The 12,374-nt window shown below is 67.2% G+C and carries 10 protein-coding genes and 1 tRNA gene; 7 read left to right on the plus strand and 4 right to left on the minus strand.

Features of this window, described 5'->3' with window-relative positions:
- Positions 1-19: 19 nt before the first annotated feature.
- Together ACODSU_RS06635 and ispH are read left to right on the plus strand one after the other, a co-directional pair.
- On the plus strand, positions 20-484 hold the full coding sequence (locus ACODSU_RS06635; protein ID WP_015012908.1) for an FKBP-type peptidyl-prolyl cis-trans isomerase: 465 nt from the start codon (positions 20-22) through the stop codon (positions 482-484).
- Complete coding sequence (gene ispH / locus ACODSU_RS06640) at positions 484-1,479, plus strand: 4-hydroxy-3-methylbut-2-enyl diphosphate reductase (protein WP_476017076.1); 996 nt, start codon at positions 484-486, stop codon at positions 1,477-1,479. The genes ACODSU_RS06635 and ispH overlap by 1 nt, the downstream gene beginning before the upstream one ends.
- Before the next feature lie 129 nt (positions 1,480-1,608).
- Here ispH and ACODSU_RS06645 read toward each other — a convergent pair whose 3' ends face one another.
- Positions 1,609-2,340, minus strand: a complete 732-nt coding sequence (locus ACODSU_RS06645; protein ID WP_488840981.1) for a CBS domain-containing protein — start codon at positions 2,338-2,340, stop codon at positions 1,609-1,611.
- Positions 2,341-2,506: 166 nt separating this feature from the next.
- Here ACODSU_RS06645 and ACODSU_RS06650 point away from each other — a divergent pair, with 166 nt between their 5' ends.
- From ACODSU_RS06650 to mnmH, 5 genes are all read left to right on the plus strand, one after another.
- Entirely contained in the window at positions 2,507-3,448 is a 942-nt protein-coding gene (locus tag ACODSU_RS06650; RefSeq protein WP_488840982.1) for a threonine/serine dehydratase, read from the plus strand.
- Between the two features lie 32 nt (positions 3,449-3,480).
- Positions 3,481-4,797, plus strand: a complete 1,317-nt coding sequence (gene serS, locus ACODSU_RS06655) for a serine--tRNA ligase (protein ID WP_015012912.1) — start codon at positions 3,481-3,483, stop codon at positions 4,795-4,797.
- A gap of 33 nt (positions 4,798-4,830) precedes the next feature.
- A tRNA-Ser gene (locus ACODSU_RS06660) sits at positions 4,831-4,920 on the plus strand.
- Between the two features lie 253 nt (positions 4,921-5,173).
- Positions 5,174-6,226, plus strand: coding sequence for a selenide, water dikinase SelD (gene selD, locus ACODSU_RS06665; RefSeq protein ID WP_488840984.1), 1,053 nt, complete (start codon positions 5,174-5,176; stop codon positions 6,224-6,226).
- Positions 6,226-7,332 (plus strand): tRNA 2-selenouridine(34) synthase MnmH, encoded by a 1,107-nt coding sequence (gene mnmH / locus ACODSU_RS06670; RefSeq protein WP_488840986.1) that lies wholly within the window; start codon positions 6,226-6,228, stop codon positions 7,330-7,332. Before selD ends, mnmH begins: the two co-directional genes overlap by 1 nt.
- 3 nt (positions 7,333-7,335) lie before the next feature.
- Here the strand turns inward: mnmH and ACODSU_RS06675 are convergent, their stop codons facing one another.
- The 3 genes from ACODSU_RS06675 to ACODSU_RS06685 form a co-directional block, all read right to left on the minus strand.
- Positions 7,336-9,672, minus strand: a complete 2,337-nt coding sequence (locus ACODSU_RS06675) for a CHASE2 domain-containing protein (RefSeq protein WP_488840988.1) — start codon at positions 9,670-9,672, stop codon at positions 7,336-7,338.
- Positions 9,673-9,775: 103 nt separating this feature from the next.
- Positions 9,776-11,518, minus strand: coding sequence for a FecR domain-containing protein (locus ACODSU_RS06680; protein ID WP_488840990.1), 1,743 nt, complete (start codon positions 11,516-11,518; stop codon positions 9,776-9,778).
- 52 nt (positions 11,519-11,570) lie between these two features.
- A complete protein-coding gene (locus ACODSU_RS06685; RefSeq protein ID WP_291444996.1) occupies positions 11,571-12,269 on the minus strand; it encodes a response regulator transcription factor in 699 nt (232 codons plus the stop codon).
- Positions 12,270-12,374: the final 105 nt, after the last annotated feature.

The raw sequence follows: 12,374 nt of genomic DNA on the forward strand, positions 1-12,374 counted from the left end.
GCAGTTTATCGGGACTCTCATGACCTCTATTTCCACCCCCCTTCCCACCGTGCAGCCGGGCTCCTTTCTCACGCTGCACTACCGCCTGGCTGGCCCGGCGGGGGATGTGATCAACACCTTTGCCGACAAGCCGGCCACCCTGTCGCTGGGCACGGGCGAGCTGTCGCCCGCTATGGAGCAGCGCCTGCTGGGCCTGGCCGAGGGCACGCGCACCACGTTCGAGCTGCCTGCGGGTGAGGCTTTTGGCGAGCGCAACCCCGACATGCAGCAGTGGGTGGCGCGCAAGCTGATGAACGAGCTGGGCGACCCCGACGAAAAGTACAACGTGGGCGATGTGGTGCAGTTCCCCACGCCCGACGGCCAGGGCAGCTACGCCGGCGCCGTGATGCAGGTGCGCGAAGACGGCGCCGTGCTGTTCGACTTCAACCACCCGCTGGCGGGCCAGCCCGTGACCTTTGAAGTGCAGCTGATCGGGATCCTGTGATGCTGGCGCCGAAAGAAATCCTGCTGGCCGAGCCGCGCGGCTTTTGCGCCGGTGTGGACCGCGCCATCGAGATCGTGGAGCGCGCCATCCAGAAGTTTGGCGCCCCCATCTATGTGCGCCACGAAATCGTGCACAACACCTACGTGGTGAACGACCTCAAGGCCAAGGGCGCGATCTTCATTGAAGAGCTGTCCGACGTGCCCCCGGGCGCCACGCTTGTCTTCAGCGCCCATGGCGTGAGCAAGGCGGTGCAGCAAGAGGCCGAGGCGCGCGGCTTCAGCATTTTTGACGCGACCTGCCCGCTGGTGACCAAGGTGCATGTGGAGGTGGCCAAGCTCGCCAAAGAAGGCTACGAATTCATCATGATCGGCCACAAGGGCCATCCCGAGGTGGAGGGCACCATGGGCCAGCTCGACCACGGCATCCACCTGGTGGAAGACGTGGAGGACGTGGCCCGCGTGCAGCCGGCGCAGACCGAGAAACTGGCCGTGGTCACGCAGACCACGCTGAGTGTGGACGACGCGGCTGAAATCTCTGCCGCCGTGCGGGCGCGCTTTCCGAATGTGCGCGAACCCAAGCAGCAGGACATCTGCTACGCCACGCAAAACCGGCAGGACGCCGTCAAGGTGCTGAGCCCGCAGGTGGACGTGGTGATCGTGGTGGGCAGCCCCACCAGCTCCAACAGCAACCGCCTGCGCGAGCTGGCTGCCAAGCTGGGCACCACGGCCTACATGGTGGACAGTGCCGACGAGCTGCAGGGCGAATGGTTCAAGGGCCTTGCACGCGTAGGGCTGACCGCCGGAGCCTCCGCGCCGGAGATTCTGGTACAACAGGTTATCGACCGCATCAAGGCGCTGGGCGCAGTGTCGGTGCGCAGCATGGCGGGCATTGAGGAGACCATCAAGTTCCCGCTGCCCAAGGGGCTCAAGATTGACGCGGCCACGGGTCTGGAAATTCGTGAGCGCACGCCGGAGACGGGGCCGTCTGCGCACTGACGGCGGCGTGCGAGGTTGCCGCTGATCGTGCAAGGGCGCCGGTAGGCGCCTTTTTTATTCACTCCTGAATTGATAGCTGCTAGCGCATATTCCTCTAGCGCTAGCGGTCATTTTTATCCAAATATGCCCCTACAGAGGCACGGCGGGCCCGCTCCACAGGTCCAGCGGCGGGTCGGCCGCCACGGCGCGCAGGATGTCGGTGCGTGAAATAAAGCCCGACAGCACGCCCGCCTCGTCCGTCACCGGCAGGCCGGGCAGGCCGGTGTCCAGCAGCACGGCGGCCACGCGGCGCAGTTCGGTGTCGGGTGACACGGTGGGCACGGGGCTCACCATCACCTCGGCCACCGGGCGGCGGGCCAGGTCGATGGCCTGCTTGACGGCGCCGGGCTCGGGCAGCAGATCCAGCGGCGCCATGTCGGCCCTCAGCAGCAATCCGATCACGCGGCCCAGCGCATCCACCACGGGGGCCTGCGCCACCCGGTGCTCTGCCAGGGTCTGCCAGGCATCGTTCACGCGCACATCGGGCGCCACACTCACGCCGCCGGTGGTCATCACATCGCTCACCTTGGTCAACGGCTGGCGGGCACTGGCCTGGGGGCCTTGCTCCGTTTGCGCGTAGGCGCTCACGGCGTCCTGCAGGCGCAGGTTGACGACGGCGCCGGGTGCCGCCGCATGGGTGTGGTCGGCGGTGGTGGGGCGGGGTGGGGCCGTGAAGACGGGTACCGGCTGCCCGTCTTGTGCGTCCATGGCCCGCGTGCGCAGGGCCTGCGGGCGTTGCACGCTGCGCACCGCAGAGATACGTGCCAGGTTTTCGGGGCCGCCCCGGTACATCTGGCCCGACGGGCCGAACACAAAGAACATGCTTTTCTCCTGTGTGCAGAACCGCCGGACGGGTGGGTTTGGAACTGCTTTGGCCATGTTATCGGCAGTTGTGGGGCGCTCGTGCAGTCCACGTTGTGTCTGCATGTTGCGGGCAGCCCCTACACTGCCCCTTCTTTTGACACCACCTGCCATCCGGAGCCCCTGCATGATCGACCGCGCCGCCATTGCCGCAGCCCGCCGCCAACTGGCCACCCAGCCCGACTTTTTGCGCACCACGCCGCTGATGCGCCTGTCCGGCAAGTCCTTGGGCGTGGACTGTGCCGAGGTCTGGCTCAAGCTGGAGCATCTGCAGGTGGGTGGCAGCTTCAAGGCGCGCGGCATGCTGTATCGCCTGCTGGCCAACCCGGTGCCTGAGAGCGGCGTGATCATCGCCTCGGGCGGCAACGCCGGCATTGCGGTGGCCGCGGCGGCCCAGGCTCTGGGCGTGCGCTGTGAGGTGTTTGTGCCCGAAGTCTCGCCAGAGGCCAAGCGCGCCCGCCTGCGCGCCCTGGGGGCAGAGGTGGTCGTCACCGGCGCTGCGTATTCCGAAGCCTTTGAAGCCTGCGTGGCCCGCCAGAAGACCACTGGGGCCTTGCAGGCCCATGCCTACGACCAGCCTGAAGTTGTGGCGGGCGCGGGCACCCTGGCGCTGGAGATGGAAGAACAGGGCGGCCGCCTGCCCGACACAGTGCTCGTCAGCGTGGGCGGTGGTGGCCTTATCGGCGGTGTGGCCGCATGGGTGGAAAGCCGAGCCCATGTGGTGGCGCTGGAGCCCGAACGCTCACCCACCCTGCACGCTGCGCGGGCTGCGGGCCAACCGGTGGATGTGGAGGTGGGCGGCGTGGCCGCTGACTCGCTGGGTGCCCGCCGCATCGGGGCGATTAGCTGGGAGGTGAGCCAGCGCCATGTGCACGATGCGTTGCTGCTGCCCGACGACGCCATCCGCGCGGCCCAGCTGTGGCTGTGGAAGGAGCTGAAACTGGCCGTGGAACCCGCCGCCGTGCTGGGCTTGGCAGCTTTGCAAACCGGCGCCTACAAGCCCCAGCCGCAAGAGACGGTGGCCCTGATTCTCTGCGGCGCCAACTTTGACCCCGCCAGCCTTGCCTGAGCCTGTGCCGACCACCCCCTTAAAATCCTGCAATGCTTGACATTCTTCTCCTCCGCAAAGACCTCGACACCGCCATCGCGCGGCTGGAAACCCGCAAAAAGCCCCAGGCCTTCCTGGACGTCTCCGCTTTCCAGGCCCTGGAGTCCGAGCGCAAGACGCTGCAGACCCGCACCGAAGAGCTGCAGGCCCAGCGCAACCAGCTGTCCAAGCAGGTCGGCATGCTGATGAGCCGGGGTGACAAGGACGGCGCCGAAGCCGTCAAGGCCCAGGTGGCCGCAGGCAAGGTGGAGCTGGAACAATCCGCCGCCCGCCTGGAACAGATCCAGTCCGAGCTGCTGGCCATGCTGGTGGCCGTGCCCAACCTGCCGCACGAATCCGTGCCAGTAGGCAGCGACGAAGCGGGCAATGTTGAAGTGCGCCGCTGGGGCACGCCTGCGAAGTTCGATTTCGAAGTGAAGGACCATGTCGATGTGGGTACTCCGCTGGGCCTCGATTTCGACATGGGCGTGAAGCTCTCGGGCTCGCGCTTTACAGTGATGAAGGGCTCTATCGCCCGCCTGCATCGCGCGCTCAGCCAATTCATGCTCGATGTGCAGACGCAAGAGCACGGCTACACCGAGTGCTACGTGCCTTACGCTGTGAACGCCGACTCGCTCAAGGGCACGGGCCAGCTGCCCAAGTTCGAGGGCGACCTCTTTGCTGCCAAGAAGGGCGGCCAGGACGGCGAGCCCGTGCCGGACAACGCGGCGCTGTACCTCATCCCCACCAGCGAAGTGCCGCTGACCAACTTCGTGCGCGACGTGGTGGTGGCCGAGGCCGACCTGCCCATCAAGCTCACGGCCCACACGCCATGCTTCCGCTCCGAAGCGGGCAGCTACGGCCGCGACACGCGCGGCATGATCCGCCAGCACCAGTTCGACAAGGTCGAAATGGTGCAGATCGTGCACCCCGACAAGAGCTATGAAGCGCTGGAAGAAATGACCCGCCACGCCGAGACCGTGCTGCAAAAGCTGGGCCTGCCCTACCGCGTGATGAGCCTGTGCACGGGCGACATGGGCTTTGGCGCCGCCAAGACCTACGACCTGGAAGTGTGGCTGCCCGCGCAGAACACCTACCGCGAAATCAGCTCGGTAAGCAATTGCGAAGCCTTCCAGGCGCGCCGCTTGCAAGCCCGCTTCAAGAATGCGCAAGGCAAGAACGAGCTGCTGCACACCCTGAACGGTTCCGGCTTGGCCGTGGGCCGCACGTTGGTGGCGGTGCTGGAAAACTACCAGCAGGCCGATGGCAGCGTGACGGTGCCCGAGGTGCTCCGCCCCTACCTGGGCGGCACCGCAGTGCTCAAGCCCTGAAAATCTGGCTATAATCAAAGGCTTCGACACATTGGAGAGGTGGCAGAGTGGTCGAATGTACCTGACTCGAAATCAGGCGTAGTGGCAACACTACCGTGGGTTCGAATCCCACCCTCTCCGCCAGCATCAAGGCCCTGTAGCTATTTAATCGATAGCACAGGGCCTTTTTCTTTGTGTCCGCTTGAACACTGCAGGCGGCTGGATCGCCCACATTCGGATGCAGTGGGTGTAGAGGCTCGCAGATTCGCCGCTGTGTGGGCATCACCATGCAGATGCGGGAGTGACAGGGTATTGATTGCGATGCATGGCCGCGTTTCCCTGCAGCGCCAGAATACGGGTTGCGCGGCCCGCGCGTGATGCCACGAAAGAACCTCGCATGCTCCCAGAGACCTTGACAACCTCCCCCATTCGCCTGACCCAGTACAGCCACGGCGCCGGCTGCGGCTGCAAGATCAGCCCCAAGGTGCTGGACGTGATCCTGGCGGGCAGCGGGGCGCAGCACCTGGACCCCCGGCTTTGGGTGGGCAACACGTCGCGCGACGATGCGGCGGTGTATGCCCTGGATGCGGAGCGCGGCGTGGTGTCAACCACCGATTTTTTCATGCCCATCGTGGATGACCCGTATGACTTCGGGCGCATTGCTGCCACCAACGCGATCAGCGACATCTACGCCATGGGGGCTGATCCGCTGATGGCCATTGCCATCCTGGGATGGCCGGTGAATGTGCTGCCGCCCGAGGTGGCGCGTGAGGTGGTGCGCGGGGGGCGTGCGGTGTGCGACGCGGCGGGCATTCCCCTGGCGGGCGGGCACTCCATCGATGCGCCGGAGCCCATCTTCGGCCTGGCGGTGACGGGCATCGTCGAAAAGCGCCACCTCAAGCGCAACGACACGGCCACGGCGGGTTGCCGTCTTTATCTCACCAAGCCCCTCGGAATCGGCATCCTGACCACCGCCGAAAAAAAGGCCAAGCTGCGGCCCGAGGATGTGGGCGTGGCGTGCGACCTGATGTGCACGCTCAACCAGCCAGGGAGTCGATTCGGCCGACTGGCGGGCGTGAAGGCCATGACGGATGTGACCGGCTTCGGCCTGTTGGGGCACCTGGTCGAGATGGCCGAGGGCAGCGGTTTGAGCGCCGTGATTGACTACGCGGCGGTGCCGCGACTGGAGGGGGTGGACTACTACATGGACCAGGGCTGTGTGCCCGGCGGCACGCTGCGCAACTTTGACAGTTATGGCGCCAAGATCGCGCCCCTGACGGAGGTGCAAAAGCACCTGCTGTGCGACCCCCAGACCAGCGGGGGGCTGCTGGTGGCCGTGAGCCCGGAGGGCGAGGCCGAGTTTCTGCAGGTGGCCGCAGAACTGGGCCTGGCGCTGCAGCCTATCGGTGAGCTCACCCCGCGACAGGCCTTTGCTGTCGAGCTGCGCTGATGCCCACCAACCTCACGGACTACCGGCACATCTTTTTGAACGATGTGCCCATGATGGATGTGCGCGCGCCGGTGGAGTTTGGGCAGGGCGCGTTTCCTGGTGTTGCCAACCTCCCCCTGATGGACGATGGTGAGCGCCAGCAAGTGGGCACCTGCTACAAGCACAAGGGTCAGGAGGCCGCGATTGCGTTGGGGCACCAGCTGGCGTCGGGCACCATCAAGCGCCAGCGCATCGAGGCGTGGGCGCAGTTTGCGCGAGCGCATCCGCAGGGCGTGCTGTACTGCTTTCGTGGCGGGTTGCGCTCGCAGATCGTGCAGCAGTGGTTGCTGAACGAAGCGGGCATCGACTACCCCCGGGTGGTGGGGGGCTACAAGGCCATGCGCGGGTTCCTCATCGGCACCACACAGGCTGCGGCGGCAGAGTGCGGGTTTGTGGTGCTCAGTGGCCTGACCGGCACCGGCAAGACCGAAGTGATTGCGCAACTGGCCAACGGCTTGGATCTGGAAGGCCATGCCAACCACCGTGGTTCCAGTTTTGGCCAGCGCGTCAGCGGTCAGCCCACACAGATCGATTTCGAGAACCGGCTGGCCATCGACGTGCTCAAGAAGCGTGCACTGGGCCACGAGACTTTTGTGCTGGAGGACGAAGGTCGCCATGTGGGTAGCTGTTCTGTGCCGCTGGAGCTGCGTCAGCGGCTGGAACGGGTACCCATCGTCTGCCTGGAGGATGCTTTTGACGCCCGTGTGGAGCGCATCCTGCGCGACTATGTGCAGCAGCAATGCGCTGATTTTGTCGCGGTCCATGGAGAGGCGGCAGGGATCGACCTGTTTGCGGCGCGGCTGCTCGACAGCCTGGGCAAACTCGCCAAGCGTCTGGGAGGCGACCGCTACCAGGCGCTTCGCGGGTCGATGCAGGCAGCGCTGGCACAGCAGCGCAGCCGGGGCGATTTGTCGCTGCACCGGGATTGGATTGCTGCGCTCATGCGTGACTACTACGACCCGATGTACGCCTACCAGCGGCAGAGCCGCGCCGACCGCATCGTTTTCCAGGGTGACCATCGGGCGGTGCTCGACTTTCTGCGGTCGCAGTCGGCGCCTCGCGGCTAGCTACTACGCCTCGTCGTCGTCCGACAGCGCATCCAACTGCTGCGGCAGCACCAGCCGGAACTCGGCACCCCGCCCGACATCGCTCTCCACCTCCAGCGTCCCGCCGTGGCGCAGCACTACGGTCTGCACCAGTGCCAGGCCCAGGCCCACCCCGGCGATGGCCGGGTGGCTGTGGTCGTGCAACCGCTGGTAGGGGGTGAACAGGTGGCCCTGCTGCTCGGGCGCGATGCCAGGGCCCTGGTCTCGCACTGACACCACCCAGTGCGCGCCCCGCGCCACGATGGCGCACTGCACCGTGCCGCCATCGGGGCTGAACTTGATGGCGTTGTGGATCACGTTGGTCAGGGCGCGGGACAGCAGGGCGCGGTCGCCCAGGCAGGGCGCAGAGTCTGGCGTGGCCACCGTGCGCACGTCCACATTGCGGTCGCGGGCCAGGGTCCAGAGGTCGTCGGTGGTTTCGGAGAGCAGGGCTGCCAGGTCCAGCGGCGCCATGCGGTATGGCTGCGATTGCGCGCTGGCCAGTTGTACAAAACTCTCGGCCATGCCCAACGAGGCCTGCGCGTAACGCTCAATGCGCTCCAGCAACTCCTGGTCCGACAGGCGGCCGGGGTAGGCGCGCTGCATTTCCAAGAGCGTCAGGATGGACGCGTTGGGCGCGCGGATGTCGTGCGAGATGAAGTGCATCGCCTGGTCACGTTGCTGCAGCGCGCGACGCATCTCGGTCAGGTCCACCAGGGTCAGCAGCCAGCCTGCATTGGCCAGGTTGGTGAAAGGCTTGCATTGCACCAATAGGTTGCGGGCCTGGGCGTCCGTGCCCTCGGCCTGCTCGGGCAGGGTGCCATGCTGCAAGGCCGCCTGGGTGACGATTGGCGCATCGGTTCCTGACTCGACCAGATCAGCCAGCAGGTCCACCACCGACAGCCCCTGCAGGGAGGGCTGGGTGGTGCCTCCCAGATGCTGGCGGGCTGCCTGGTTGGCCAGCAGGATTTCACCGTCGGGGGCGCAGACGATGGTGGGGGAGGGCAGCTGCTGCAGGCTCTCGCTCACAAACTGGTGCAGGTCGCGCAGCTGGCGGGATGCGCGCTCCACGGCATTGATGCGGCGCTCCAGAAAGTCGGCGGAGTCTCCGGGCCGTCTGCGCAAGCGCATGGCCAGGCCCTGGCGTTGCAGGTTCTCCATCTCCAGCCGCAGAAAGTGCGCGGCCGCACTCAGGCGCCGCCAGCTCCACAGCGGGTAGGCCAGTGCGAGGCCCAGCAAGGCCGCTGCGGGTGCGAACTGCAAACCTGCCCACCAGGGCAGGGCCATGCTCAGCAGCAAGGTGGCCACCGCCAGTGCGGCGCTGGTCAGCAGGGCCGCCAATGGGCCAATGAGCAGCAACGCAAGCAGCGCACAGGCCAGTGGCACCAGGTTGAAGGCGAAGTTCAGTGCCTGCGGTGCGCGCACGATGTGTTCGCGGGCCAGGCGGGCATCCAGCACATGGGCCACCACCTCCACGCCGGGCATCAGGCGCGACTGCTGGCTGACGGGGGTGGCAAACATGTCGCCCAGGCCCGAGGCCGCCGCGCCCACCAGCACGTACTTGCCTTCCAGCGCTCCGGCCGGCAACTGCCCGCGCAGCACATCGATGTACGAGTAGGTGGTGAAGGGCGATGGCCCGGCGGCATAGGCGATGAGCGTGGGCTCAGCGCGCTGCCAGGGGCTGGTGTCGGTGGCGCTGGCGGGCGAGCGGCCGCAGGTGGCCACAGGTTGCCGGTTTGCCACGCACTGCAGAGCGGTACTGAAGTGGTGCCAGGGGGCGGCCGCCGGGCCTTCCAGCAAGTACAGGCTGCGCACCACGCCATCACTGTCGGGTGCCACATGCACATGGCCCAGGCCGGCGGCAGCATCGGCAAAGCCGGGCCAGGGCAGGTCGGTCTGGTTGCTGACGGGGCCATAGCCGCGCCGCAGCACGGGCAGCACCACGCGCGCACTGCGCCGGATGGCGTCGGTGAGCAGCAGGTCGTCCTCGGGGTAGTCCAGGTCGGCTTCGTTGAACAGCACGTCCATGCCGATGGCGCGCGGGTTCTGGGCGGTCAGGCGCGAGATCAGCTCGGCATGCAGGGCCCGGCGCCAGGGCCAGCGGCCGATGGCGGCAATGCTAGCGTCGTCGATGGCCACGATCACGATGTCGGGGTGGGCGGGCCGCGAGACCAGCCGCATGCCTGCGTCCTGCACCAGATGGTTGACGCGGCCGAGGCTGTCGGCGGTGCTGAGCCATGCCACCAGCGCCATCAGCGCGCAGGCCAGCAGCGCCCATTCCAAGCGGCGTCTGCGGCGGCGCAGGTGGGCGATGGTCACCATGGCAGGGGTGGTGGTGGGTGCGACGTTTGCTCAGCACGTGCCGCGAAAGCAGCGCGCGCTGGTGCAACTGGTACGGCGGGGCTGAGCAGGCTCCATGGCCCGCTCAAGGCCGGCCCACGGGTGTGCCGCTGCTGGTGGACACCGGCAAGCCCGCACCCGTGCGGATGCCCGTGCCCACGCGGATCTTGCGCGGTGGGGAGAAGTCGCTCTCCAGCCCACTGGCGTCCAGCACCTGAATGCGCACCAGGTAATCGCCGGCAGCCAGGTTGCTGGCCGTCCAGGTCGGGGCGTCGAGCACAGTGTCCTCGGCAACCTTGGCAAAGTCCAGGTCGGTGGCCTCGGTGCGCTGCAGCCGGAAGCGCTGGCCAGCCTGGGCAGGCCAGTGCAGGCGCACGGTCGGATCTCCGTCCTCTGCCTGCAGCGCCTGCAGGGGCAAGGCGGTCGGCCGGTCGGCCACAGTGAAGGGCTGTGGGGGCGCAAACGGCCCCTGGTCTGCCTGCCCGTCGGACAGCGCCAGCAGGCTGGCGATGCGCCAGAAGTAACTGCCTGCGGGCAGCGCCCCCAAGGGCAGGCGGCATTCGGTCAGGCGCTGCTCGTCGCGCAGGGGCTGGGTGAACTGGGCGTCGGCGGCCACCTGCACGCGGTACCAGCGCACGCCGGGGACTTCCGTGCAGCGCAGCTCGGCCGCGCCGCTGGGCACTACCGCGCCAGGCGCAGGGTGCTGGTACAGCGGTGCGACCGGGCGGGTCTTGACGGTGAACGGCTGCACGGCCGGCAGGCCCGCAATGCCCGCATCGTCCAGCGCCCGCACGGCCAGGTAGTAGCGGCCATCGTCCAGCGCCTTCCAGCGCAGGCGGCCATCGGGGAAGCTGCCGTGGCGCAGCACCTGGGTGAAGGCGGGGTCTTGTGCCACCTGCGCCACATAGCGCGTGGCGCCTGCGGCCATCGGCAGGTCGATGGCCAGCAGGCCTGCATCGCCCAGCGTGGTGGGCATGCCGGAGGTATCGGGGGCGGGCAGCAACGCGCGGGCGGCGCCGACGGTGCCATCGGTGGCCACCGCCAGGCCTTGTCCGGGCGCCAGCAGCGCAGTGGGCGCTTTGAGTGCGGCACCGGGCTCACTGTCGGTGTCGCGCCGCGATTGCACGGCCACCGAGCCATGCTCTACCGACGCCGTGGACTGGCCCGAATCGGCCAACGCCACGCTGAACTGCGTGCCCCGCACGCTGGTCACCGCCAGCGGTGTGCGGATCTCCATGCGACGCAGTGGCTCGGCGCTGGGCGGTACGGTCGATTCCACGCCGCCCTTGTGCATCTCCAGTACCGACTGCACGCTGCCTGCGCGGCCCCGCCGGCGCAACTGGCGCAACTGCAGCTCGGACTGCGCCTGTACCCGCACCACGGTGCCGTCCGCCAGCTGCACTGCCACGAACGACTCGGGGCCCACCTTCAGCTCGGTGCCTTCTTCCAGCTTGCTGCCGGTTGCAATGGGGGCGGGTGTGCTGCTGCCCCGCGCCTGCGCCGTGGCCTCGCCCTGCACAAACTGCACGGTGGCCGACTCACTGGGCTGCAGCCGCACGGGGATGAAGATCAACGAGCCCGGTTGCAGGCGCCTGGGGTCAGCCACCTTGTTGCGGGCCTGCAGCAGCGGCCACTGGCGCGGGTTGGCCAGGTAGCTGCGGGCCAGCCCTTCGAGGGTGTCGCCTTCTTTCACGGCGTGGGCAATTTCATCGCCTTGCTGGGGGGCTACCGGGCCAGTGACTGGCTGGGCCGAGAAGGCCGTACTCGCTGCCAGAAAAAACAGGGCTGCAGCAATCGAGTGCATGCGAAATGGCAGGGGGGTGATCAAGTCATGTCTCCTTCAGGGGGCAGTGCCCGCCGGACTCCGTCGCGGCACTGCGTCAGCCCTTGTCCTGGCCTTCGACGGCTTCAAAACGGTAGCCCACGCCATACACCGCCGTCACGATGAAGCCGTTGGCAGGGCGCAGGTCGAGCAGGGTGCGCAGGCGCGAGATGTGGGTGTCCAGCGAGCGCGACATCACATCGGCCACCTGGCCCCAGACCACTTCCTTGAGGTGGTCGCGCGACAGCAATCGGCCCATGTTCTGGAACAGGAACAGCGCCAGGTCGTATTCGCGGTTTTTCAGCTCCACCGCCACCCCGTCCTTTTCGATGGACCGGGTTTCGGGCAGAAAGAGGTAGCGGCCGAACTCCATCACGCCGCCGGTGTTTTCGGGGTAGGCGCGGCGCAGCAGGGCGGCCACGCGGGCGTTGAGCTCGCCGATGCGCACCGGCTTGACCATGAAGTCGTCCGCGCCGCTGCCCAGGCCTTCGACAATGTCACGCTCTTCTTGGCGGTGCGTGACGAACAGGATGGGTACGCGGGCCGCGACGTTCTGGCGCACCCAGCGCACCACCTCAGGCCCGGTGGTGTCGGGCAGGTGCCAGTCCACGATCAGCAGGTCAAAGGTCTCGCGGCGCAGCGTGCGCATCAGCTCCGCACCGGTCAGGTGGGTGTGGCACACATGACCCATCGCCTCCGTGGCCTGCTTGATCAGATCCAGCTGAAGCGCATCGTCGTCCAAAGCGGCTATGCGCATGGTTCTCCCCATCCAAAATCGAACTGGGCATTATTGGCGATAACTACCACGGCGCAGGCGCGCTCCGCGCGGGGCGAGAGGGGTTTTGACATTTGTTAACCCTCC

Source organism: Acidovorax sp. FG48 (assembly GCF_057809085.1).

Bases quoted from the DNA above. Each gene is read 5' to 3' on its own strand.
- ACODSU_RS06635 (WP_015012908.1), top strand. From the start codon at position 20: ATGACCTCTATTTCCACCCCCCTTCCCACCGTGCAGCCGGGCTCCTTT.
- ispH (WP_476017076.1), top strand. From the start codon at position 484: ATGCTGGCGCCGAAAGAAATCCTGCTGGCCGAGCCGCGCGGCTTTTGC.
- ACODSU_RS06645 (WP_488840981.1), bottom strand. From the start codon at position 2,340: ATGTTCTTTGTGTTCGGCCCGTCGGGCCAGATGTACCGGGGCGGCCCC.
- selD (WP_488840984.1), top strand. From the start codon at position 5,174: ATGCTCCCAGAGACCTTGACAACCTCCCCCATTCGCCTGACCCAGTAC.
- ACODSU_RS06650 (WP_488840982.1), top strand. From the start codon at position 2,507: ATGATCGACCGCGCCGCCATTGCCGCAGCCCGCCGCCAACTGGCCACC.
- mnmH (WP_488840986.1), top strand. From the start codon at position 6,226: ATGCCCACCAACCTCACGGACTACCGGCACATCTTTTTGAACGATGTG.
- ACODSU_RS06685 (WP_291444996.1), bottom strand. From the start codon at position 12,269: ATGCGCATAGCCGCTTTGGACGACGATGCGCTTCAGCTGGATCTGATC.
- ACODSU_RS06675 (WP_488840988.1), bottom strand. From the start codon at position 9,672: ATGGTGACCATCGCCCACCTGCGCCGCCGCAGACGCCGCTTGGAATGG.
- serS (WP_015012912.1), top strand. From the start codon at position 3,481: ATGCTTGACATTCTTCTCCTCCGCAAAGACCTCGACACCGCCATCGCG.